Source organism: Streptomyces sp. BR1, assembly GCF_052373795.1.
Lineage (GTDB): Bacteria > Actinomycetota > Actinomycetes > Streptomycetales > Streptomycetaceae > Streptomyces.
In genome coordinates, this window is record NZ_CM126252.1 from 5,857,773 (window position 1) to 5,881,722 (window position 23,950).

Annotated in this window: 19 protein-coding genes; 11 read left to right on the top strand and 8 right to left on the bottom strand. The window is 71.0% G+C overall.

Annotated elements, in window-relative coordinates; translation table 11 throughout:
* The first annotated feature begins 27 nt into the window (after nucleotides 1-27).
* The 4 genes from ACT1U9_RS25630 (at nucleotide 28) to mshC (ending at nucleotide 3,560) form a co-directional block, all read left to right on the top strand.
* Nucleotides 28-714: a histidine phosphatase family protein gene (locus ACT1U9_RS25630; protein WP_444535002.1), complete on the top strand. Its 687-nt coding sequence runs from the start codon at nucleotides 28-30 to the stop codon at nucleotides 712-714.
* Between the two features lie 93 nt (nucleotides 715-807).
* The gene (locus tag ACT1U9_RS25635; RefSeq protein WP_188271673.1) at nucleotides 808-1,398 is read left to right on the top strand and encodes a DUF3090 domain-containing protein; all 591 of its coding nucleotides are present in this window, start codon (nucleotides 808-810) and stop codon (nucleotides 1,396-1,398) included.
* Nucleotides 1,362-2,201 carry an SCO1664 family protein gene (locus tag ACT1U9_RS25640; RefSeq protein ID WP_444535003.1) on the top strand — a complete coding sequence of 280 codons (840 nt, stop codon included), beginning with the start codon at nucleotides 1,362-1,364 and terminating at the stop codon, nucleotides 2,199-2,201. The genes ACT1U9_RS25635 and ACT1U9_RS25640 overlap by 37 nt, the downstream gene beginning before the upstream one ends.
* Before the next feature lie 129 nt (nucleotides 2,202-2,330).
* A complete protein-coding gene (mshC, locus tag ACT1U9_RS25645) occupies nucleotides 2,331-3,560 on the top strand; it encodes a cysteine--1-D-myo-inosityl 2-amino-2-deoxy-alpha-D-glucopyranoside ligase (protein WP_444535004.1) in 1,230 nt (409 codons plus the stop codon).
* A gap of 78 nt (nucleotides 3,561-3,638) precedes the next feature.
* On the opposite strand, the gene ACT1U9_RS25650 is transcribed toward mshC, so the two are convergent.
* From ACT1U9_RS25650 to ACT1U9_RS25660, 3 genes are all read right to left on the bottom strand, one after another.
* The gene (locus ACT1U9_RS25650) at nucleotides 3,639-4,169 is read right to left on the bottom strand and encodes a hypothetical protein (protein WP_444535005.1); all 531 of its coding nucleotides are present in this window, start codon (nucleotides 4,167-4,169) and stop codon (nucleotides 3,639-3,641) included.
* Between the two features lie 82 nt (nucleotides 4,170-4,251).
* A complete protein-coding gene (locus tag ACT1U9_RS25655; protein WP_444535006.1) occupies nucleotides 4,252-6,015 on the bottom strand; it encodes a S8 family peptidase in 1,764 nt (587 codons plus the stop codon).
* 253 nt (nucleotides 6,016-6,268) lie between these two features.
* Entirely contained in the window at nucleotides 6,269-7,279 is a 1,011-nt protein-coding gene (locus ACT1U9_RS25660; RefSeq protein ID WP_444535007.1) for a PAC2 family protein, read from the bottom strand.
* Nucleotides 7,280-7,628: 349 nt separating this feature from the next.
* Here ACT1U9_RS25660 and ACT1U9_RS25665 point away from each other — a divergent pair, with 349 nt between their 5' ends.
* Genes ACT1U9_RS25665 through ACT1U9_RS25685 form a run of 5 tightly spaced genes read left to right on the top strand, consistent with a single transcriptional unit; the run spans nucleotide 7,629 to nucleotide 13,336 of the window.
* A complete protein-coding gene (locus tag ACT1U9_RS25665) occupies nucleotides 7,629-8,954 on the top strand; it encodes an enolase C-terminal domain-like protein (protein WP_444535008.1) in 1,326 nt (441 codons plus the stop codon).
* Nucleotides 8,951-9,751 (top strand): SDR family NAD(P)-dependent oxidoreductase, encoded by an 801-nt coding sequence (locus ACT1U9_RS25670; RefSeq protein ID WP_444535009.1) that lies wholly within the window; start codon nucleotides 8,951-8,953, stop codon nucleotides 9,749-9,751. Before ACT1U9_RS25665 ends, ACT1U9_RS25670 begins: the two co-directional genes overlap by 4 nt.
* Nucleotides 9,752-9,783: 32 nt before the next feature.
* Nucleotides 9,784-10,815, top strand: a complete 1,032-nt coding sequence (locus ACT1U9_RS25675; RefSeq protein WP_444535010.1) for a sugar ABC transporter substrate-binding protein — start codon at nucleotides 9,784-9,786, stop codon at nucleotides 10,813-10,815.
* Nucleotides 10,816-10,817: 2 nt separating this feature from the next.
* A complete protein-coding gene (locus tag ACT1U9_RS25680) occupies nucleotides 10,818-12,314 on the top strand; it encodes a sugar ABC transporter ATP-binding protein (protein WP_444535011.1) in 1,497 nt (498 codons plus the stop codon).
* Entirely contained in the window at nucleotides 12,311-13,336 is a 1,026-nt protein-coding gene (locus ACT1U9_RS25685; RefSeq protein WP_444535012.1) for an ABC transporter permease, read from the top strand. Before ACT1U9_RS25680 ends, ACT1U9_RS25685 begins: the two co-directional genes overlap by 4 nt.
* A gap of 16 nt (nucleotides 13,337-13,352) precedes the next feature.
* On the opposite strand, the gene ACT1U9_RS25690 is transcribed toward ACT1U9_RS25685, so the two are convergent.
* The 5 genes from ACT1U9_RS25690 to ACT1U9_RS25710 form a co-directional block, all read right to left on the bottom strand.
* Entirely contained in the window at nucleotides 13,353-14,024 is a 672-nt protein-coding gene (locus ACT1U9_RS25690) for a FadR/GntR family transcriptional regulator (RefSeq protein ID WP_188271662.1), read from the bottom strand.
* A gap of 150 nt (nucleotides 14,025-14,174) precedes the next feature.
* The gene (locus ACT1U9_RS25695) at nucleotides 14,175-15,785 is read right to left on the bottom strand and encodes an FAD-dependent oxidoreductase (RefSeq protein WP_444535013.1); all 1,611 of its coding nucleotides are present in this window, start codon (nucleotides 15,783-15,785) and stop codon (nucleotides 14,175-14,177) included.
* 5 nt (nucleotides 15,786-15,790) lie between these two features.
* Nucleotides 15,791-17,338, bottom strand: coding sequence for a glycerol kinase GlpK (glpK, locus tag ACT1U9_RS25700; protein WP_444535014.1), 1,548 nt, complete (start codon nucleotides 17,336-17,338; stop codon nucleotides 15,791-15,793).
* Nucleotides 17,339-17,385: 47 nt separating this feature from the next.
* On the bottom strand, nucleotides 17,386-18,177 hold the full coding sequence (locus tag ACT1U9_RS25705) for an MIP/aquaporin family protein (RefSeq protein ID WP_444535015.1): 792 nt from the start codon (nucleotides 18,175-18,177) through the stop codon (nucleotides 17,386-17,388).
* A gap of 312 nt (nucleotides 18,178-18,489) precedes the next feature.
* Nucleotides 18,490-19,254 carry an IclR family transcriptional regulator gene (locus ACT1U9_RS25710; RefSeq protein WP_444535016.1) on the bottom strand — a complete coding sequence of 255 codons (765 nt, stop codon included), beginning with the start codon at nucleotides 19,252-19,254 and terminating at the stop codon, nucleotides 18,490-18,492.
* A gap of 257 nt (nucleotides 19,255-19,511) precedes the next feature.
* Here ACT1U9_RS25710 and metH point away from each other — a divergent pair, with 257 nt between their 5' ends.
* Both metH and ACT1U9_RS25720 read left to right on the top strand, forming a co-directional pair.
* Nucleotides 19,512-23,024, top strand: a complete 3,513-nt coding sequence (gene metH / locus ACT1U9_RS25715; RefSeq protein WP_444535017.1) for a methionine synthase — start codon at nucleotides 19,512-19,514, stop codon at nucleotides 23,022-23,024.
* A gap of 132 nt (nucleotides 23,025-23,156) precedes the next feature.
* Entirely contained in the window at nucleotides 23,157-23,858 is a 702-nt protein-coding gene (locus tag ACT1U9_RS25720) for an HAD family hydrolase (protein WP_444535018.1), read from the top strand.
* Nucleotides 23,859-23,950 lie beyond the last annotated feature (92 nt).

The following is a 23,950-nucleotide window of genomic DNA, read 5'->3' on the forward strand; positions in this document are numbered from 1 at the left end:
CGGTCCGCTCGGCCTACCCTGGCGGGCATGGCCACGCTGATCCTCGTACGTCATGGACGCTCCACCGCCAACACCTCGGGCCTGCTGGCCGGGCGCACCCCAGGTGTCCATCTGGACGAGCGCGGTGCCGCGCAGGCCGCCGCGCTGCCGGACCGGCTCGCCGCGCTGCCGCTCGCCGCCGTTGTCTCCAGCCCCCTGGAGCGCTGCCGGGAGACCCTGCGGCCGCTGCTCGACGCCCGGCCCTCGCTCGCGCTCCACACCGACGAGCGGATCAGCGAGTGCGACTACGGCGACTGGTCGGGCCGCAAGCTCGCCGAGCTCTCCGACGACCCGCTGATGGAAGTGGTCCAGCAGCACCCGTCGGCCGCCGCGTTCCCCGGCGGCGAGTCCATGCGCGCGATGCAGACACGCGCGGTGGAGGCGGTACGCGAGTGGAACGCGCGCGTGGAGGCGGACCACGGGCCCGACGCCGTCTTCGTCATGTGCTCGCACGGCGACATCATCAAGTCGATCGTCGCCGACGCCCTCGGTATGCATCTCGACCTCTTTCAGCGGATCTCGGTGGAACCGTGTTCCCTCACCGCGATCCGTTACACCCGGCTGCGCCCGTTCCTGGTGCGCCTGGGCGAGACCGGTGACCTCGGCGCGCTCGCCCCGAAGGAGTCGCCCGCCACGAGCGACGCCGAGGTCGGGGGTGGCGCGGGAGCACCGTGATCGCCGGGCGCAGTAGGGTGGACGGGCCGAAAACCCGCGCTCTGCCCGGCGGCCCGGCACCGATCGCACCATCCGACCTAGGGAGACCAGGACGTGCCCCGTCAGGTGTTCTTCTACGACCCGCCGGACCGTTTCGTGGCCGGCACGGTCGGGCTGCCCGGACGCCGGACGTTCTTCCTCCAGGCGTCCGCGGGCAGCCGTACCACCAGCGTCGCCCTGGAGAAGACCCAGGTGGCGGCGCTCGCCGAGCGGATCGACGAGCTGCTCGACGAGGTCGTGCGCCGCACCGGCGGCAACGCGCCCGTCCCGGCCGTCGCCCCCGCCGACGTCACCGACACCGCCCCCCTCGACTCGCCGGTCGAGGAGGAGTTCCGGGTCGGCACCATGGCGCTGGCCTGGGACGGCGAGGAACAGCGCATGGTGATCGAGGCGCAGGCCCTGGTCGAGCTCGACGCCGACTCCGAGGAGGACCTCGCGGAGGCCGAGGAGCGGCTGCTCCAGGACGACGAGAACGGTCCGCCGATGCTGCGGGTGCGCCTGACCGGCGCGCAGGCCCGCGCGTTCGCCAAGCGCGCCCTCGACGTGGTCAACGCGGGCCGCCCGCCGTGCCCGCTGTGCAGCCTGCCGCTCGACCCGGAAGGACACGTATGCCCGCGCCAGAACGGATACCGACGGGGAGCCTGACGGCGGTGGACCTGCTCGCCAAGGGCGAGCTCACCGTCCGCGGCCGGATCCGCGAGGCGTCCAACGCGGTGCTCTACTGCTCCGTCTCGTACGAGGGGCACAGCGCCCACTGCGTCTACAAGCCGGTCGCCGGCGAGCGGCCGCTGTGGGACTTCCCCGACGGCACGCTCGCCCAGCGCGAGGTCGCCGCCTACGAGGTGTGCGCGGCGCTCGGCTGGGACCTGGTGCCGCCGACCGTGCTGCGCGACGGGCCGTACGGCGAGGGCATGGTCCAGCTGTGGATCGAGGGACCCCCTGAGAACACAGACGGCCCCGAGGAGGACGGGCTGCTCGCGCTCGTCGAGGGGGAGGAGCCGGGCGAGGGCTGGAAGGCGGTCGGGCTCGCGGACGTCGGCGAGGGCCGCACCGCGCTGCTCGTGCACGCCGACGACGAGCGCCTTCGGCGGCTCGCGGTGCTCGACGCCGTGATCAACAACGGCGACCGCAAGGGCGGCCATCTGCTGCCCGCCGGGGACGGGCGCCTGTACGGCATCGACCACGGGGTCTCCTTCAACGTCCAGGACAAGCTGCGCACCCTGCTGTGGGGCTGGGCGGGCGAGCCGCTGACCGAGGAGGCGGTCGGGGCGCTGACCGGCCTCACCGCCGCGCTGGCCCCCGGCGAGCCGCTGGCCGCCCGCATCGCCGAGCTGATCACGGCGGACGAGGCGGACGCGCTGCGCGAGCGGGTGGCGGCGCTGCTGGCGGAGGGTGTGCACCGCAGCCCGTCGGGGGAGTGGCCGCCGATTCCCTGGCCCCCGGTCTAGCAGCGGGTCACCGGTCCGCCCGATATGTGCCCGCCCTGCATGGAACCGGATCTCGCGCAAGAGGGGTCATTCGGCCAAGTGCGCGGATCCGGTTCGAATATGGAGCGTGCGTCCGGTTACGCTCAAGACATGCATGCCTGGCCCGCTTCTGAGGTCCCCGCCCTGCCCGGCAAGGGCCGCGACCTCCGGATCCACGACACCGCGACCGGCGGTCTTGTCACCCTCGACCCCGGTCCCGTCGCCCGTATCTACGTCTGCGGCATCACCCCGTACGACGCGACCCACCTGGGTCACGCGGCGACCTACAACGCGTTCGACCTCGTTCAGCGCGTGTGGCTCGACACCAAGCGGCAGGTTCACTACGTCCAGAACGTGACGGACGTGGACGATCCGCTCCTGGAGCGCGCCATCCGCGACGGGCACGACTGGACCGAGCTCGCCGAGCGCGAGACCGCCCTCTTCCGCGAGGACATGACCGCCCTGCGGATGCTTCCGCCGCAGCACTACATCGGCGCGGTCGAGGCGATACCCGGGATCGTCCCGCTCGTCGAACGCCTGCGGGACGCGGGCGCCGCGTACGAACTCGACGGGGACGTCTACTTCTCCGTGGAGAGCGACGCCCACTTCGGCCAGGTCTCCAACCTGGACGCGGAGGCCATGCGCCGCCTGTCCGCGGAGCGCGGCGGCGACCCCGAGCGCCCCGGCAAGAAGAACCCGCTGGACCCGATGCTCTGGATGGCCGCCCGCGAGGGCGAGCCGAGCTGGGACGGCGCGAGCCTGGGCCCCGGCCGGCCCGGCTGGCACATCGAGTGCGTCGCCATCGCCCTGGACCACCTCGGCATGGGCTTCGACGTGCAGGGCGGCGGCTCCGACCTCGCCTTCCCGCACCACGAGATGGGCGCCTCGCACGCCCAGGTGCTCACCGGCGAGTTCCCGATGGCCAAGGCGTACGTCCACGCCGGCATGGTCGCGCTCGACGGCGAGAAGATGTCGAAGTCCAAGGGCAACCTGGTCTTCGTCTCCACCCTGCGCCGCGAGGGCGTCGACCCGGCCGCGATCCGGCTCGCGCTGCTCTCGCACCACTACCGGGCCGACTGGGAGTGGACCGACCAGGTCCTCCAGGACGCCGCCGAGCGGCTCGGCCGCTGGCGCGCGGCCGTCTCCCGCCCCGACGGGCCGTCCGCGGACGCCCTGGTCGAGGAGATCCGCGAGGCCCTGGCCAACGACCTGGACGCCCCGGCGGCGCTCCTGGCCGTGGACCGCTGGACCGAGCGCCAGCGGAGCGAGGGCGGTACGGACGAGGGCGCGCCCGGCGTGGTCTCGCGCGCCGTCGACGCACTGCTCGGCGTGGCCCTGTAGAACCCCAAGGCAAAGGCGCCGGATGGGCACTGCCCATCCGGCGCCTTCTGCGTGCGGTCGGCGCTACTGCCGGTTCCCCTACTGCCGGTTCACCACGACGGCCTGGACCGCGCCCGTCTTGGTGTCGTAGAACCCGATGACCTGCTGGCCGAACGCGAACGCCTCCTGGACCGCGTCATGCGTGACCTGGTTCGGGTTCACCAGCGGGTGCCAGTTGCCCGCGATGAAGAGATACAGGATCGACGGCTGGCCGGGCAGCGGGGTCACCACGTCCCAGAACTTGGTGGCGATGCCGCTGGTGATCGTGGCGGCCTCGACCGCGCTCGGCAGCACGAGCGGCTGCTGGGTCTGCTGACCCTGCTGCATGCCGCCCATCTGCTGGAGCAGCTGCTGGAACGGCGGCTGCTGGCCGAGCTGCTGGAGCTGCTGCTGGATCTGCGGCGGCGAGGTGTTCGGGCCCTGCTGCTGACCCTGCGGATACCCCTGCTGGCCGTACGGGTAGCCCTGCTGCGGGATGCCCTGCTGGCCCGGTGAGTAGCCCTGCTGGGCCTGCGGGAAGCCCTGTTGCTGACCGTACTGCTGCTGACTCATCTGCGGGGTGGTGCTCATAGTGGTGTCACCTTCCCTGTGTCGATGCGTGGGTCGGTCATGGGTTGGGGTCGGTTGGATGGTTGGTGGGCTTGCGGAACGCTCAGCCCGCGACGACCAGGCCGACGATTTCGTCGTCCGAGAACCAGACGCGTACGTCGGGGCGGCCCTGCGCGAAGGCGGAGTGCACCGCCTGACGCAGCTCCGGCGCCGGGTCGTTGAGGTTGCGCCACGCCCCGGCGACGAACAGCCGGAGCCTCGGGGGCAGTTCATGGGGATACGGGATCAACTCGTCCCAGTACCGCTCGGCCTGGCCGGTGCCGACCGTGGACGGCATCAGCCGGGTCACGGCCGCCTTGATGTCGGGGCGGCTGCCGATGCGCTGCGAGGCGGGCCGCCCGGGCGCGTCCTGTTGCGGCGAGCCGGTCGAGCGCAGCACCTCACGGGCGCGTTCGGGGGTCATCGGCGCCAGATGGGCCGCCTTCAGCATGCCCTGGAGGCAGGCGAGGGCGCCGACCGCGATCGGGGCCGCCGAGGACGTACCGGAGAAGGTGTCCGTGTACCAGGCGATCTCCTCGGTGCCGCCCTGGAGTTCACCGGCCCGGTCCCAGAACCCGCCGGTCGTGGTGGTCTCCCGGCCCCAGCCCTGGGCGTCGATCCGCGCCCCGTAGTTGGAGAACGCGAGCCGTGAGCGGTCCGGGCCGTGGTCGCGGCCGTGGGTGCCGGGCGGCGGGGCGCCCGCGCCCACCAGGACCGCGCCGGAGGACCGGTTGGAGGGGTTGAACGGGTTGCGCCAGGTCTCTGGGAACCGCTCCGGCCGCCGCTCGTACAGCGCGTCGTCGAGACTCTCCGCGCCGTTGCCCGCGGCCGCCACCACCAGGACGCCCCTGGCGGTCGCCCAGCGGATCGCGGCGAAGTCGTCCGGCCACCACTCGATCGCGATGTACCCGGCCTGGTCGTCGCGCTGCTCATAGGCGAACCGGGGCCCCGGCCGGTGCAGTTCGATCAGCACGATGTCGCCGGGGGCGAGCCGTTCGGCGGCGGCGTGGATCGCCGCGGCGGTGCCGATGGACCGGAAGGACGCGGCCGCGGTGACGGCCTGGGGTGCGATTCCGGTGATGCCCTTGTCGTCGCGGTCGCCGCCGACGACGCCGAGGACCGAGGTGCCGTGGTTGCGCCACGCCAGGTCCTGCACGGGGGTGCCGACGACGATCCCGGCGAGCTTCTCCGCCAGGTCCTCGTGCCCCAACTGCCAGGCGCCCTCCACGTCGACGACGGTGACGCCCTCGCCGGAACCGCCGGGCCGCTGCCAGGCCCAGTACGCGTCCACGCCCTCGGGCGCGGCCCGCAGATAGCCCTGGCGGCCGGTGAAGTCGGGGGTGGCGGGCGTGCCTTCCTTCAGCCGCGTGCCGGTCGCCCCGTTCTGTGCCGGGTACGAGGCCGGGACGGCTCCCGGCTTCACATACGCGGTCTCGATCTCGGGCAGGGCGGCCAGCCGGGCGGCGAACTCCTCGGCCCGGTCGGCTCCGCCGCGTACGCGGTAGAACAGCGACAGGTCGGGGAGGGTGCCCTGATCGACGCCCGGCCGGCCGGCCCGCTCCGCCGCGTGCAGCCGCTCCTCACGAAGCCGCTCCTCGCGGCCGAACAGCGGCTCCAGGGCGAGTTGTTCGTCGCCGAGGAAGAGGGTGAGCGCCGTGGTGTCCGCTCCGGAGGCCGAGCCGATGCCCTGCGCGTCGACGCGGAGCCGTGCCTCGGCCCGTGCGACGACGATCAGTTCCGGCTCGGCGCCTTGATAGGTGAATCCAGCTCCATCGGGTCCGGGTCCCGCAGTGCCGGGGCCCTGGCCCGGGAGTGCCTGATCGGTCATGGCCGCTGCAACTCCCATCCGGTGCCGTGTCGCTCCCTACCCGGCACACCCTGCTACCACGACGCCGACTCGTCCAGCCCGTCAGGCGAACGATGTTTGAAATAATGGTGCGTTGGGCAGCCGGTGCAAATCCGTCTGGAATAGGCCTGCCGCGGCCGCACCTTCTCATCGGCCCGCATGGTCAGGGGCGCGGGGAACTGCGCGACAAGCCACGCACGGTCCGCAGCCAAACGACCGCACCCCTAACAAAGCGTCAGTCGTCCGACGACTCCGCACCGTCACCCGGATCCTCAGGCTCCTCCCGAGGAGGCTTGGGCGGCCGAGTACGCCCACTACCGGAATCACGCAGATACGACGTGGACTCACCCCCGTCCGTGGCGTGGCCACCAGCCACAGACCCGGGTCCGGGGCCGGCCCCAGGCCCACCGTCCCGCCGCCGCAGATACCGCTCGAACTCCCGGGCAATGGCCTCCCCGGAGGCCTCGGGCAGATCCGCGGTGTCCCGCGCCTCCTCCAACGTCTGGACGTACTCCGCCACTTCACTGTCCTCGGCAGCGAGCTGATCCACCCCCAGCTGCCACGCGCGCGCGTCCTCCGCCAGTTCGCCCAGCGGAATACGCAGGTCGATCAGGTCCTCAAGCCGGTTGAGAAGGGCGAGCGTGGCCTTCGGGTTGGGCGGCTGCGACACATAGTGCGGCACCGCGGCCCAGAGGCTCACGGCCGGGACGCCCGCGTGGGTGCACGCCTCCTGGAGGACGCCGACGATGCCCGTGGGCCCCTCGTACCGCGTCTCCTCCAGATCCATCGTGCGCGCCAGGTCCGGGTCCGAGGTGACGCCGCTGACCGGCACCGGCCGGGTGTGCGGGGTGTCGCCGAGCAGCGCGCCCAGGATCACCACCATCTCCACGCCCAGCTCGTGCGCGAAGCCCAGGATCTCGTTGCAGAACGAGCGCCAGCGCATCGACGGTTCGATCCCGCGCACGAGCACCAGGTCGCGCGGCTTGTCGCCGCCGACGCGCACCACGGAGAGCCGGGTGGTGGGCCAGGTGATCCGCCGGACGCCGGCCTCCAGGAACACGGTCGGCCGGTTGACCTGGAAGTCGTAGTAGTCCTCGGCGTCGAGCGCGGCGAAGACCTCTCCCTTCCACTCGCGCTCCAGGTGGGCGACCGCTGAGGAGGCGGAGTCGCCCGCGTCGTTCCAGCCCTCGAACGCGGCGATCATGACCGGGTCGACCAGCTCGGGAACTCCCTCCAGCTCGATCACCCAGTGCCTCCCTCCGAAGTTCTCTTGCGTACGCCCCAACCTTACGGCTTCAGCCATACCCCGCCGCAGCCCCCGTGCACGGCCCTCTCCCCGCCGGAGTGATCCCCGCATGAACGGGCAGCAGCCGGGGAAACGGGCTCCCGATCCCCGGATTCATCCGAGCTGTTCGACGAATGCGGCGAGGAATGTTCCGTCCCGACCCTGGACTCCGGCGCTTCCCCGGCGCTATACATCGGAATACATCGGATGACCACGAGAGGTCGGATGTCCGAGCAGACGTTCGTCGCAAGAGTTCTTCAGCAGGACTCCAGCAGGACCTTCGAGCAGGACTCAGCCACAGGGGGCGCGCATGAGGCCGAGTGTCACCGGGTTCGACGTATACGACATCCGCTTCCCCACGTCCGAACAGCTCGACGGCTCGGACGCGATGAACCCGGACCCGGACTACTCGGCCGCCTATGTGGTGCTGCGCACCGACGGCCCCGCGCGCACGGAGGGGCACGGCTTCGTCTTCACCATCGGCCGCGGCAACGATGTCACCGCCGCCGCCATAGAGGCCCTGCGGCCGTACGTGGTGGGCCGCCCGGCGCCGCGCACCGCCGCCGATCTCGCCGCCCTCCACCACGACCTCACCCATGACTCGCAACTGCGCTGGCTCGGCCCCGACAAGGGCGTCACACATATGGCGGCCGGAGCCGTCGTCAACGCCGCCTGGGACCTCGCGGCCACCGCCGCCGGAGTGCCCGTCTGGGAGTTCCTGGCCGCGATGACCCCCGAAGAGCTGGTCTCGCTCGTCGACTTCCGCTATCTCACCGACGTACTGACCAGGAGCGACGCCCTCGCCATCCTGCGCGCCGCAGAACCGGGCCGGGCCGGGCGGGCCCGGCTGCTGCGCGCCGAGGGCTATCCCGCGTACACCACCTCGCCGGGCTGGCTCGGCTACGACGACGCCAAACTCGTCAGGCTCGCCAAGGAGGCGGTCGCGGACGGCTTCGGGCAGATCAAACTGAAGGTCGGGGCCGACCTCGACGACGACGTCCGCAGACTGCGCCTCGCCCGCGCGGCCGTCGGTCCCGGCGTACGCATCGCCGTCGACGCCAACCAGCGCTGGGACGTGCCGGACGCACTGCGCTGGATGGCCGCGCTCGCCCCGTACGCACCGCACTGGATCGAGGAGCCGACCAGCCCCGACGACATCCTGGGGCACGCGGCGGTACGGGCCGGGCAGCCGGTGAAGGTCGCCACCGGTGAACACGTCGCCAACCGGGTCGTGTTCAAGCAGCTGCTCCAGGCGGGCGCGGTCGACTTCGTGCAGATCGACGCGGCCCGGGTGGCCGGGGTCAACGAGAACCTGGCGATCCTGCTGCTCGCCGCCAAGTACGGCGTCCCCGTCTGCCCGCACGCGGGCGGGGTGGGGCTGTGCGAACTCGTCCAGCATCTGGCGATGTTCGACTACGTGGCCGTCTCCGGCAGCCGCGAGGACCGGGTCATCGAGTACGTCGACCACCTCCACGAGCACTTCGCCGACCCGGCCGTCATCGAGGGCGGCCGCTACCGGGCGCCCAGGGCCCCCGGCTTCTCGGCCCGGATGCGCCCCGAGTCCCTGGCCGCCTACCGCTATCCGGACGGGCCCGAGTGGCAGGCCCGCCGCCCCGCCCAGGAGGTCGTCTCATGAAGCGCGAGTTCACGCCGGCCGACGCCGCATCGCAGGACTTCGCGGGCATGGCCGCACTGGTCACCGGCGGCGCCTCCGGGATCGGCGCGGCCACCGCCGGGCTGCTGGTCGCCCGGGGCGCGCGCGTGGCCGTGCTCGACCAGGACATCAAGGGCGCCCCGCAGGGCACCCTCGCCCTGGAAGCGGACGTCACCGACGACGCGGGCGTACGGGACGCGGTGGGCCGGGCGGTACGGGAGTTGGGTGCGCTGCACACGCTCGCATCCAACGCAGGGATCGGCGCGATCGGCACCGTCGAGGACAACGACGACGCCGAATGGCACCGGGTGCTCGACGTCAACGTCCTCGGCATGGTCCGCACCGCCCGCCACGCGCTTCCGCATCTGCGCCGCGCGGCCGCCGCGCGGCCCGGCCACGTCTCGATCACCCACACCTGCTCCATCGCCGCCACGGCAGGCCTGCCCCAACGCGCCCTCTACAGCGCCGCCAAGGGTGCGGTGCTCTCCCTCACCCTCGCCATGGCCGCCGACCACGTACGCGAAGGGGTCCGCGTGAACTGCGTGAACCCCGGCACGGCGGACACCCCGTGGATCGGCCGACTGCTCGCCCGGGCGGACGACCCCGAGGCCGAGCGGGCCGCGCTTGAGGCCCGTCAGCCGATGGGGCGGCTGGTCTCGGCCGACGAAGTGGCCGCAGCCATCGCGTACTTGGCGAGCCCGTCCGCCGCCGCCGTCACCGGTACCGCCCTGGCCGTCGACGGCGGCATGCAGGGCCTGCGCCTTCGCCCCCACACCTGAGCCACGAGCCGCGAGCCACGAAGGACGAAACCATGAGAGTGCGTACGACAACCGCCGCCGTCTGCACCGCGCTTGTGGCGGTCGCGGCACTGACGGGCTGCAACCGCGAGTCGGGCGGCGGGAGCGACAAGGTGGGCATCGACCTGCCGCGCAGTGACAGCGACTTCTGGAACTCCTACCAGCAGTACCTCGCCAAGGGCACCAAGGCCGCCGGGATCTCGGCCCTGCCGCTCACCAACTCCCAGAACGACATCGGCAAGCTCGTCGCCAACGTCACCGCCTTCATGGACCAGGGCGCCAAGGCGGTCGTGATGGCCCCGCAGGACACCGGCGCCGTCGCCTCGACCCTGGACACCCTCCACCAGAAGAAGATCCCGGTGATCAGCGTCGACACCCGCCCCGACAAGGGCGACGTCTACATGGTCGTACGGGCCGACAACAAGGCGTACGGCGAGAAGGCCTGCACGTTCCTCGGCGAGCAGCTGAAGGGGAGCGGCGAGGTCGCCGAGTTCCAGGGCGATCTGTCCTCCATCAACGGCCGCGACCGCTCGGAGGCGTTCAAGGCGTGCATGGCCAAGAAGTACCCCGGCATCAAGGTCTATGAGCTGGCCACCGACTGGAAGGGCGACGTGGCCTCCGCCAAGCTCCAGTCGACGCTCGCCGCCCACCCGGGCCTGAAGGGCGTCTATATGCAGGCGGGCGGCGTCTTCCTGCAACCCACGCTTGCCCTCCTGGAACAGAAGCACCTGCTCAGACCGCCGGGCACGCCCGGCCACATCACGATCGTCTCCAACGACGGCATCCCCGAGGAGCTGGACGCCATCAAGGCCGGGAAGATCGACGCTACCGTCTCCCAGCCCGCCGACCTGTACGCCAAGTACGCGCTGTACTACGCCAAGGCGGCCCTGGACGGCAAGACCTTCACGGCGGGCCCGACCGACCACGGCTCCACCATCGTCAAGATCCCGAACGGCTACGAGGACCAGCTCCCGGCGCCGCTGGTCACCAAGGCCAACGTGGACGACCCGGCGCTGTGGGCCAACCAGCTGACCAAGAAGAGCTGACGATGACAGCCGAACCAGCCGTCCACGCCGAGGGAGTCGTCAAACGCTTCGGCCCGACCCTGGCGCTCGACGGCGTCTCGCTGACCATACGGGCAGGTGAGTCCCACGCTCTGGTGGGCCGCAACGGCGCCGGCAAGTCCACGTTGGTCGGGGTGGTCAGCGGCCTTCACCGCCCCGACGCGGGCACGCTCACCTTCGGCGGCGCCCCAGCCCCCGCCTTCGGCGACCGGGCGGCCTGGCAGTCCAAGGTGGCCTGCGTCTACCAGAAGTCCATGGTGGTCCCGGACCTCACCGTCGCCGAGAACCTGTTCCTGAACCGGTTCGAGGGCCAGCGGATCCGCTGGGGACGGCTGCGCAGGCGCGCTGCGGATCTGCTCGCGGAGTACGGGGTACGGGTCGACCCGGACGTACGCGCGCGTGAACTGACCGTGGAACAGCGCCAGTTCGTGGAGATCGCCCGCGCGCTGTCGTTCGGCGCCCGGCTGATCGTCCTGGACGAGCCGACCGCCCAGCTGGACGCGCGCGGCATCCAGCGCCTCTTCACCAAGGTGCGCGAACTCCAGGGCCAGGGTGTGGCGTTCCTGTTCATCTCGCACCACCTCCAGGAGGTGTACGAGCTGTGCACGGCGGTCACCGTCTACCGCGACGCCCGCCATGTGCTGACCGCACCGGTCGCCGAGCTGGCCAAGGACGACCTGGTGGTGGCGATGACGGGCGAGTCGGCCGCGGCCACGTCCTGGCGGGCCGCCGCCCGTACCGTGGTCGAGGGCGAACCGGTCCTGCGGGCCGAAGGACTCGCCCTGGACGGGGAGTTCGAGCCGCTGGACCTCGCCGTGTGCCCCGGCGAGGTGCTCGGCCTGGCGGGGGCCGCCGCCAGCGGGAACACCGCGCTCGGCGAGACGCTGGCCGGGATGCGCCGGGCGACGGCGGGCCGGGTGTCCGTGCGCGGCCGGGCGGTGAAACCCGGCAGCGTGCCGCACGCGCTCGCGGCCGGGATCGGCTACATCCCCGAGGACCGCCACCGCCAGGGCCTGGTGCCGCAGCGCTCGGTCGCCGAGAACGCCACGCTCACGGTCACCGACCAGCTCGGGCCATGGGGGACCGTGCTCCCGTCCCGTACCAGGGAGTTCGCGAAGTCGGTGATCGCCTCGCTCGACATCAAGACCCAGGGGCCGGGACAGGCGGTCTCCGGCCTGTCCGGCGGCAACCAGCAGAAGGTCGTGGTGGCCCGGGCACTGGCCCGCGAACCCGTGGTCCTGGTCGCCGTGCGCCCGACGGCCGGGGTCGACGTCAAGTCCAAGGAAGCGCTGCTCGCGGTGGTACGGCGGGTCGCCGACGAGGGGAGAGCGGCCGTGATCGTCTCCGACGAGCTGGACGACCTGCGGGTGTGCGACCGGGTGCTCGCGCTCTTCCACGGGCGGGTCGTCGCGGAATACGACAGCGGATGGAGCGACCGGGAACTGGTCGCCGCCATGGAAGGTGTGGGGGAGCGGCCATGACCGACACGGTGACCACGGCGCCCGCCGATCTCGCGGACCCCGGCCCGCTGCGGCGGCTCGCGCACATCCGGTGGAGCGACTTCTCGCTGGTCCCGGTGATCCTGGTCCTGATGGTGATCGGCTTCATCGTCTCGCCGGTCTTCCTCACCTCGGACAACCTCATCAGCGTCATCCAGCAGTCCTCGGAGCTGAGCCTGCTGGTGCTGGGGCAGGCGCTGATCCTCATCTGCGGGCGGATGGACCTGTCCCTGGAGTCGACGATCGGGATCGCGCCGGTGATCGCGATGTGGCTCGTCCTGCCGTCCGAGGGCGGCCGGTTCGCGGGGCTCGGGCTGCTGCCCACCTGGACCGCGATCCCGCTGTGCCTGTTGGTGGGCCTGCTGATCGGTACGGTCAACGGCTTCCTGATGCTGAAGCTGAACGTCAACGGGTTCATCGCCACGCTCGGCATGCTGACGATGCTGCGCGGGCTCCATGTCGGCATCACCGAGGGCAAGTCGATCACCGATGTGCCCCGGTCGTTCCGCTATCTGGGCATGACCGACTGGCTGGGCGCCCCGGCCGCCGTCTGGATCTGCCTGACCCTGTTCGCCGTCGGCGGCGCGGCGCTCGCCTGGCTGCGGCACGGGCGCGCGCTGTACGCGATCGGGGGCAACCCGGAGGCGGCGCGGGCCGCGGGGATCCGGGTCGAGCGGATCACATGGGTCGTGCTGGCGCTCGGCGGCCTGCTTGCCGCGTTCGCGGGGGTTCTCTATACGGGCCACTACGGGTCGGTCGCCGCGACGCAGGGGAACGGGTGGATCTTTCAGGTGTTCGCTGCGGCTGTGATCGGCGGGATCAGCTTGAAAGGCGGCCGGGGCACGCTCTTCGGTGCGCTCACCGGTGTGCTGACGCTGCAACTTGTCGTCAACGTGATGACGTTGGGCGGGGTCCCGGCTCTGTGGAATCAGTTCCTTAATGGGGCGATCATCATTGTTGCGCTGGTGATATCGCGCTTCGCCAGTGGGGAGAAGCAGGACTGAGTTTGCAGACGAAGCGCTACAGCGTTGAGCGCAGCCACTGTTCCACGCTCGCGATGTGTACCGTCGCCCACGACCTCGCCGCCTCCGCGTCCCGGTCGCGGAGTGCCGCGAGGATGGCTCGGTGTTCGTGGAGGGTGCGGGAGACCGCGTCCTCCTGGGTGAGGCCGCGCCAGACGCGGGCCCGGGTCGTGGGGCCCGAGAGGCCGTCCAGGAGGGAGCAGAGCACCGAGTTGCCCGCGCTCTGCACGATCCCCCGGTGGAACTCCAGGTCGCAGGCGACCAGCTCCTCCACGGACGGGTTCGGGCCGAGCGCGTCCAATTGGGCCGAGAGCGCGTCCAGTTGCGCGTCCTCGATCCGCGCCGCCGCCATCGCGGTCGCCGCCGGTTCCAGGATCCGCCGTACCGCCAGGAACTCCAGGACCGTGTCATCGCGGTGGAAGTCGACGACGAAGCTCATCGCCTCCAGGAGCAACTGCGGGTCCAGGCTGGTCACATACGTACCGTCGCCCTGGCGCACATCCAGGATGCGGATCAGGGACAGCGCGCGGACGGCCTCGCGCAGCGAGTTCCTGGACAGGCCGAGTTCGGCGGCGAGTTCGCTCTCCTTGGGCAGCCGGTCGCCGGGGCGCAGCGCACCGGAGACGATCATTTCCTTGATCTTCTCGATGGCCTCGTCGGTGACTGCCATGGGGCGACCTCCATACATCCGATGAATCGCTCCCCATTATGCGTCCGAACCGCGTCGGCGCATACGAGCGCATACGAGCGCATGCGAAAGGGGCGGCTCCCCCCGTGGGAACCGCCCCTTCCGGCGCTGACTGGCTCGACTAACTATACGTCAGTTCTTCTTGCCGAGCAGGTCGTCGACCTTGCCGCGGATCTCGTCCGTGGCAAGGCCCCGGATCGTGAGCGTGGTGCGGCGGCGCAGCACGTCGTCGGCCGTCTCGGCCCACTCGTGGTCGCGCGCGTAGACGACCTGCGCCCAGATCTCCGGCGCGTCCGGGTGGATGCGCTCGGCGAGCGCCGCGTCCTCGTTGGCCAGGCGCGCGATGTCGAAGGACAGCGAGCCGTAGTGGGTGGCGAGGTGCTTGGCGGTGTCGGCGGCCATGCGCGGGCCGGGGGCCGGGCCGTCCACCATCAGGCGGTGGGCGACGGCGCGCGGGTTGGCTATACCGGGCAGCGGCAGCTTGCCGGGGAGCTCGGAGATGGGCTCGAAGTCGTCACCGAGCGGACGGCCCGGCAGCGCCTCCAGCTTCTTCATCACCGTACGGCCGATGTGGCGGAAGGTCGTCCACTTGCCGCCCGCGACCGACAGCATGCCGCCGCGGCCCTCGGTGACGACCGTCTCGCGCTTGGCCTTGGAGGTGTCGCCGGGACCGCCCGGAAGGACGCGCAGACCGGCGAAGGAGTAGGTGATCAGATCGCGCGAGAGCTGCTGGTCGCGGATCGAGAACGCGGCCTCGTCCAGGATCTGCGCGGTGTCCGCCTCGGTGACCGCGACGTCCGCCGGGTCGCCCTCGAACTCCTCGTCGGTGGTGCCGAGCAGGAGCATGTCCTCCCAGGGGAGGGCGAAGGTGATGCGGTACTTGTCGATCGGGGTCGCCAGCGCGGCCTTCCAGGGGGAGGTGCGCTTGAGGACCAGGTGCGCGCCCTTGGACAGACGGATGGAGGGGGCCGCGTCGGGGTCCTCCATCTTGCGCAGGTGGTCGACCCATGGGCCGGTGGCGTTGAGGACGAGGCGCGCGTTGACGCCGAACTCCTCGCCGGAGAGGCGGTCCTTGAGGTCCGCGCCCGTGACCCGGCCCTTGGTGAAGCGCAGACCGCTCACCTCGGCGTGGTTGAGGACGACGGCACCGGCCTCGACGGCGGCGCGCACCGTCATCAGGGCCATGCGGGCGTCGTTCATCTGGTCGTCGCCGTACACGGCCACGGCCTTCAGGTTGTCCGTGCGCAGCTCCGGCACGTCCTGCGCGGCCTTGGAGGGCGAGAGCAGGTGGCCGACGCCGTCACCGAAGGCGGACAGGGCCGAGTAGGCGAAGACGCCCGCGCCCAGCTTGGCCGCGCCGTGCGGGCCGCCCTTGTACACGGGCAGGTAGAAGGTCAGCGGGTTGGCGAGGTGCGGGGCCACCTGACGGGACACCGCACGCCGCTCGAAGTGGTTCTCCGCGACCAGCTTCACCGCGCCGGTCTGCAGGTAGCGCAGACCGCCGTGGAGGAGCTTGGAGGAGGCGGAGGAGGTGGCGCCGGCGAAGTCGCCGGCGTCCACCAGGGCCACCCGCAGCCCGGACTGCGCGGCGTGCCAGGCGGTGGAGATGCCCAGGATGCCGCCGCCGATCACCAGGAGGTCGTACGTCGCCTTGGAAAGCTGCTCCCGAGTTTCGGCGCGGCTCGGGGTCGAGCCGGAGGCCGGGTGCGTCCCAAGGGCAGGGACGCTCTGCAGGGTGGTCATTTCGATTACTCCTCGTCCTCGATCCAGCCCATGGTCCGCTCGACGGCCTTGAGCCAGCTCTTGTACTCGCTGTCACGCTTGTCGGCGTCCATGCGAGGGGTCCATTCCGCCGCCCGGCGCCAGTTGGCGCGCAGCGCGTCGGTGTCCGGCCAGAAGCCGACGGCCAGACCGGCGGCGTAGGCGGCGCCGAGGCAGGTCGTCTCGGCGACCATCGGACGCACGACGGGCGCGTCCAGGAAGTCCGAGAGGGTCTGCATCAGCAGGTTGTTGGAGGTCATGCCGCCGTCGACCTTGAGCGCGGTCAGCTCGACGCCGGAGTCCTTCGTCATGGCGTCGGTGATCTCGCGGGTCTGCCAGGCGGTGGCCTCGAGCACGGCGCGCGCGATGTGCGCCTTGGTGACGTACCGGGTGAGGCCGGCGATCACACCGCGGGCGTCGGAGCGCCAGTACGGGGCGAACAGGCCGGAGAAGGCCGGCACGAAGTACGCGCCGCCGTTGTCCTCGACCGAGAGCGCGAGCGTCTCGATCTCGGCGGCGGTCTTGATCATGCCCATCTGGTCGCGCATCCACTGGACGAGCGAGCCGGTGACGGCGATCGAGCCTTCGAGGGCGTAGACCGGCTTCTGGTCGCCGATCTGGTAGCCGACGGTGGTCAGCAGGCCGTTGTAGGAGTTGACGGGCTTGTCACCGGTGTTCATCAGCATGAAGGTGCCGGTGCCGTACGTGGACTTGGCCTCGCCCTCCGAGAAGCAGGTCTGGCCGAACAGGGCCGCCTGCTGGTCGCCGAGCGCGGAGGCGACCGGGATGCCGTCCAGGACGCCGCCCTTGGCGTGGCCGTAGACCTCGGCGGAGGAGCGGATCTCGGGCAGCACGGCCGCCGGGATCTCCATGGAGGCGAGGATCTTCTCGTCCCACGCCATCTCGTGCAGGTTCATCAGGAGGGTGCGCGAGGCGTTGGTGACGTCGGTGACGTGGACACCGCCGTCGACACCGCCGGTCAGGTTCCAGATGACCCAGGAGTCCATGGTGCCGAAGAGGATGTCGCCGCGCTCGGCGCGCTCGCGCAGGCCCTCGACGTTGTCGAGCAGCCAGCGGACCTTGGGTCCGGCGAAGTACGACGCGAGGGGGAGGCCCGTCTCGCGGCGGAAGCGGTCCTGGCCGACGTTGCGGCCGAGCTCCTTGCAGAGCGCGTCGGTGCGGGTGTCCTGCCAGACGAGCGCGTTGTGGACGGGCTCACCGGTGTTCTTGTCCCACAGCAGCGTGGTCTCGCGCTGGTTGGTGATGCCGATCGCCTTGACGTCGGCGGCCGTGATGCCCGCCTTGTCGATGGCGCCCGCCACGACTTCCTGGACGTTGGCCCAGATCTCGGCGGCGTCGTGCTCGACCCAGCCCGGCTTCGGGAAGATCTGCTCGTGCTCCTTCTGGTCGACCGAGACGATCCGGCCGTCCTTGTCGAAGACGATGCAGCGGCTGGAGGTCGTGCCCTGGTCGATGGCCGCGATGAACGGACCGTGACCGTGCGAGGCGGCCTGGGTGGAGTGGGTGTCGCTCACGGAATCTCCTGGAGTCTGAAGGTCTCTACGGCTCTGAGCTGTACGGGTCAGGCGAACGCGATGTTGTACAGGCCACCGGCGAGGGCGGCGCCGGCCAGCGGGCCGAGAACCGGCACCCAGGCGTAGCCCCAGTCCGAACCGCCCTTGTTGGGCAGCGGCAGCAGGGAGTGCACGATGCGCGGACCGAGGTCGCGGAACGGGTTGATGGCGTAGCCGGTGGGGCCGCCCAGCGAGAGGCCGATGCCGACGACGACCAGCGACGTGATCAGGACGCCGATGACGCCGAGGCCCTTGCCGTCGCCGTTCAGGCCCTGGGTCAGGATGGCCAGGACCAGCACGGCCGTGCCGATGATCTCGGTGGTGAGGTTCTGTATCGCGTTGCGGATCTCGGGGCCGGTCGAGAAGATCCCGAGCACCGGGCCCGCGTGGGACGCGCCGTTGTGCGGGCCTTCGACCGGCTTGTCCGCCGGGTCGCCGACGATCTCCGGGTCGGTCAGGTGCGCCTGGAACTGGCCGTAGTAGGTCAGCCAGACCAGGGTGGCGCCGATCATCGCGCCGAGCAGCTGTCCCGCGAGGTAGGTGGGCACATCGCTCCACTCGGTGCCGCCCTTGATGGCGAGGCCGAGCGTCACCGCCGGGTTGAGGTGCGCACCCGAGAGCGGGGCGGAGATGTAGGCGCCGGTGAGCACCGCGAAGCCCCACCCGAAGGTGATGGCGAGCCAGCCCGCGTTGCGTGCCTTGGAGCTCTTCAGTGTGACGGCGGCGCACACGCCACCGCCCAGCAGGATGAGTACGGCGGTACCGATGGTCTCGCCGATGAAGATGTCGGAGCTGGACACCCGCGACTCCTTTGTCCTTCGTCCAGGGGAAGCCGAACCCCGGAAATCCGGTGGTCCGCGCCCTCACGTCGAGGGCTTGGCGGCCCTTGGCGTTGTCACACTCTAACTCGTATTGCCGTTAGGTGTTCGACAATGCCGACCGATGAACGGCAGTGTTGCTCCGGGGTTAAGTCGACGTCAAGGGTTCTGTGGCCGGTATCCCGATCGTTACCACCCGGTATGTTCCGGCCACATTGATCGTTATGTTTCAGCCAGTCGGCGAAGCGGCTGGTCAGGCGCGCCGGGCGGGTTTCCGCAGGGCGCGCGGACTCCTCAGAAGCGCCCGGCGCCCAGGTCGCGGGAGACCGAGCGGGCGCAGTCGCGCACCGCAGCCACCAGGTCCGAGCGGACCTCGCCCGCCTTGCACACCCGCTCCACGGCCCCGGTGACGCCGACGGCGCCCACCGGCATCCGCCGCCGGTCGAAGATGGGCGCGGCGACCGAGGCCACCCCGTCCCAGGTCTCCTCCATGTCGTCGGCCCAGCCGCGCGCGCGGATCAGGTCGAGCAGCTCCTCGAAGTCCGCGGGCCCGGTCACGGTCCGGGGCGTGAACGCGGTGCGCTCGCCGTCGACGGCTTCCGTGTGCGCGACCGGGTCGTACGCGGAGAGGACCTTGCCGAGCGCGGTGGAGTGCAGCGGCTGCATGGCCCCGACTTCGAGGACCTGCCGGCTGTCGTCGGGCCTGAAGACGTGGTGCATGATCAGCACGCCCTGCTGGTGCAGGACCCCCACGTACACGCTCTCGCCGCTGGAGCGCGCCAGGTCGTCGGTCCACACCAGGGCGCGTGCCCGCAGTTCGTGGACGTCCAGATAGCTGTTGCCCAGGCGCAGCAGCTCGGCGCCGAGCTGGTAGCGGCCGGACGCCGGGTCCTGCTCGACGAACCCCTCCGCCTGGAGGGTCCGCAGGATGCCGTGCGCGGTGCCCTTCGCCAGGCCGAGCGCGGAGGCCACCTCGGACAGGCCGAGCCGCCGCTCGCCGCCCGCGAGCAGCCGCAGCATGGCGGCCGCCCGTTCGAGCGACTGGATGTTCCGCGCCATCGCGCTTCCTCCCACTTCGGAACGTTGAGTTCGACAATGCTGAACAGTATCGGCCGTTGCCGACCCCCTGTCACCGTGATCGGCAATAGCAGGGCAGTTCCGGACAGCCACTGGCCGACAGTGCGCGGTGGCGACGCGCCCGTCCGGCCCGTGGGACACCTGTGCCCTCCCGAGCCGCCCCCGGTTACGCTGGCCGGGTGCGGCCTCCCTTTGGATGCCGCAAAGCCGACAGCCGTCGCACTCCAGGGAGCACATCCATGGCCTCGTTGCCGACCCCTTCCGCTGACAGCCGGACCCGCGCCGACGCGCTCCGCGAAGCGCTCGCCACCCGTGTGGTGGTGGCCGACGGAGCCATGGGCACCATGCTCCAGGCCCAGGACCCGACCCTGGAGGACTTCCAGGACCTTGAGGGCTGCAACGAGATCCTGAACATCACCCGCCCCGACATCGTGCGGTCGGTGCACCAGGAGTACTTCGCGGTCGGCGTCGACTGCGTCGAGACGAACACCTTCGGCGCGAACTTCTCGGCCCTCGGTGAGTACGACATCCCGGAGCGCGTGTACGAGCTGTCCGAGGCGGGCGCCCGGATCGCCCGCGAGGTCGCCGACGAGTTCACCGCCTCCACCGGGCAGCAGCGCTGGGTGCTCGGCTCCATGGGCCCCGGCACCAAGCTCCCCACCCTCGGCCACGCCCCGTACACCCTGCTGCGCGACGCCTACCAGCAGAACGCCGAGGGCATGCTCGCGGGCGGCGCCGACGCGCTCCTGGTGGAGACCACCCAGGACCTGCTCCAGACCAAGTCCGCCATCCTCGGCGCCCAGCGCGCGATGGACGTGGCCGGCTACCGCGTCCCGCTGATCTGCTCGGTCACCGTCGAGACCACCGGCACCATGCTGCTCGGCTCCGAGATCGGCGCGGCCCTGACCGCGCTGGAGCCGCTGGGCATCGACATGATCGGCCTCAACTGCGCCACGGGCCCGGCCGAGATGAGCGAGCACCTGCGCTACCTCGCCCGCAACTCCCGCGTTCCGCTGTCCTGCATGCCCAACGCCGGTCTGCCCGTGCTCGGCAAGGACGGCGCGCACTACCCGCTCTCCGCGCCGGAACTCGCCGACGCCCAGGAGACGTTCGTCCGCGAGTACGGCCTCTCGCTGGTGGGCGGCTGCTGCGGTACGACGCCGGAGCATCTGCGCCAGGTGGTCGAGCGGGTCCGCGGTGTAGCCCCCACCGCGCGCGACCCGCGCCCCGAGCCGGGCGCCGCCTCCCTCTACCAGACCGTGCCGTTCCGCCAGGACACCTCGTACATGGCGATCGGCGAGCGCACCAACGCCAACGGATCCAAGAAGTTCCGCGAGGCCATGCTGGAGGGCCGCTGGGACGACTGTGTGGAGATGGCCCGCGACCAGATCCGCGAGGGCGCCCACATGCTCGACCTCTGCGTCGACTACGTGGGCCGCGACGGCGTCGCCGACATGGAGGAGCTGGCCGGCCGCTTCGCCACCGCCTCCACCCTGCCGATCGTCCTCGACTCCACCGAGGTCAACGTCCTCCAGGCCGGTCTGGAGAAGCTGGGCGGGCGCGCGGTCATCAACTCCGTCAACTACGAGGACGGCGACGGACCCGAGTCCCGGTTCGCCAAGGTCACCGCGCTCGCCGTCGAGCACGGCGCGGCGCTGATCGCGCTGACCATCGACGAGGAGGGCCAGGCCCGTACCGTCGAGAACAAGGTCGCCATCGCCGAGCGGCTGATCGACGACCTCACCGGCAACTGGGGCGTGCACGAGTCGGACATCCTCATCGACTGCCTCACCTTCACCATCTGCACCGGCCAGGAGGAGTCGCGCGGCGACGGCATCGCCACCATCGAGGCGATCCGCGAGCTCAAGCGCCGCCACCCGGACGTCCAGACCACGCTCGGCCTGTCCAACATCTCCTTCGGCCTCAACCCGGCCGCCCGGGTCGTCCTCAACTCGGTGTTCCTGGACGAGTGCGTCAAGGCCGGGCTCGACTCGGCGATCGTGCACGCCTCCAAGATCCTGCCGATCGCGCGCCTGGACGAGGAGCAGGTCAAGGTCGCGCTCGACCTCGTGTACGACAAGCGCTCCGAGGGTTACGACCCGCTCCAGCGGCTCATGGAGCTGTTCGAGGGCGTCAGCACCAAGTCGATGAAGGCGGGCAAGGCCGAGGAACTGCTCGCGCTGCCGCTGGACGAGCGGCTGCAGCGCCGCATCATCGACGGCGAGAAGAACGGCCTGGAGGCCGACCTCGACGAGGCCCTTGAGACCCGCCCGGCGCTCGACATCGTCAACGACACCCTGCTCGAAGGCATGAAGGTCGTCGGCGAGCTCTTCGGCTCCGGCCAGATGCAGCTGCCGTTCGTGCTGCAGTCCGCCGAGGTCATGAAGACCGCCGTGGCCCATCTGGAGCCGCACATGGAGAAGTCCGACGCGGAGGGCAAGGGCACCATCGTGCTGGCCACCGTGCGCGGCGACGTCCACGACATCGGCAAGAACCTCGTCGACATCATCCTCTCCAACAACGGCTACAACGTCGTCAACCTCGGCATCAAGCAGCCCGTCTCCGCGATCCTGGAGGCCGCCGAGGAGCACCGGGCCGATGTGATCGGCATGTCCGGCCTGCTGGTGAAGTCGACCGTGATCATGAAGGAGAACCTGGAGGAGCTGAACCAGCGCAAGCTGGCCGCCCAGTACCCGGTGATCCTCGGCGGCGCCGCCCTCACGCGCGCGTACGTCGAGCAGGACCTGCACGAGATCTACGAGGGCGAAGTCCGCTACGCCCGGGACGCGTTCGAGGGCCTGCGCCTGATGGACGCCCTCGTCGCGGTCAAGCGCGGCGTGCCCGGCGCAACCCTGCCGGAGCTCAAGCAGCGCCGCGTCGCCAAGCGGACGGCGGCCCTGCCCGAGGCCGACGAGCCCGAGGGCGCGGTCCGCTCCGACGTGGCCGTCGACAACCGCGTCCCCGAGCCGCCGTTCTGGGGCACCCGGGTGGTCAAGGGCATCGGCCTCAAGGAGTACGCGTCCTGGCTCGACGAGGGCGCCCTCTTCAAGGGCCAGTGGGGCCTCAAGCAGAACCGGGCCGGTGACGGGCCGAGCTACGAGGAGCTGGCGGAGACCGAGGGCCGGCCCCGGCTGCGCGGCTGGCTGGAGCAGCTGCACACGCGCAACCTGCTGGAGGCGGCCGTCGTGCACGGCTACTTCCCGTGCGTCTCCAAGGGCGACGACCTGATCATCCTGAACGAGGACGGTTCCGAGCGCACCCGCTTCACCTTCCCGCGCCAGCGCCGCGGCCGGCGCCTGTGCCTGGCGGACTTCTTCCGCCCGGAGGAGTCCGGCGAGACCGACGTGGTCGGGCTCCAGGTGGTCACCGTCGGCTCGAAGATCGGCGAGGCCACGGCCGAGCTGTTCGAGGCCAACTCCTACCGCGACTACCTCGAACTGCACGGCCTGTCCGTGCAGTTGGCCGAGGCGCTGGCCGAGTACTGGCACGCGCGCGTACGCAGCGAGCTCGGCTTCGCGGGCGAGGACCCGGCCGACGTGGAGGACATGTTCGCCCTGAAGTACCGGGGCGCGCGCTTCTCGCTCGGCTACGGCGCCTGCCCCGACCTGGAGGACCGCGCGAAGATCGCCGAACTCCTCCAGCCGGAGCGCATCGGCGTCCACCTCTCCGAGGAGTTCCAGCTCCACCCCGAGCAGTCCACGGACGCGATCGTGATCCACCACCCCGAGGCGAAGTACTTCAACGCCCGGTAGAGCGCCCACGGGCAACCGCGAGCTTTCTCACGAGCGCTTTTCGAGGCCGGGACGTACACTGGTCGGTCCAGTGCAGGCCGGTTCCCCCACCCTGGGAACCGGCCTTCTCGTCCCTCCAGGAGGTGTGCCCGGATGACCACCACGGTTCCCGCGCCCGGTTCGCGTACGACCGAAGGCTCCGCTCTGCAGGCCGTCTTCCTCGACATGGACGGCACCCTGGTGGACACCGAGGGGTTCTGGTGGGACGCGGAGGTGGAGGTCTTCGCGGCGCTCGGCCATCCGCTCCAGGAGAGCTGGCGCGACATCGTGGTGGGCGGGCCCATGAGCCGCAGCGCCGGGTTCCTCATCGAGGCGACCGGCGCCGATATCACGGTCCCCGAGCTGAGCGTGCTGCTCAACGACCGTTTCGAGGCCCGTATCAGCCGTGGCGTGCCGCTGATGCCGGGGGCCGCCCGGCTCCTCGGGGAGCTCGCCGCGCACTCCGTGCCGACCGCGCTGGTCTCCGCCTCGCACCGGCGGATCATCGACCGGATCGTCCACTCGCTGGGCCCCGGCAACTTCGCGCTCACCGTCGCCGGTGACGAGGTCGTGCGCACCAAGCCGCACCCCGAGCCGTATCTGCTCGCCGCCTCCGGGCTCGGCGCCGACCCCACCAGATGCGCGGTCGTCGAGGACACCGCGACCGGTGTGGCGGCCGCCGAGGCGGCCGGCTGCCGGGTGGTGGCGGTGCCTTCCGTGGCGCCCATCGAGCCCGCCTCGGGCCGGGTCGTCGTCGATTCCCTCGAACAGGTCGATCTCGCTTTTCTGCGCACGCTGATCACCAGGATGAACTGATCCGGACACACAGCGTGCCCTGTGAATCGAACCGAAACTCATCGCATCCGCCCGTGCCTTTTCCGTGACCTCGCGCATGCACGGCGGCGGTT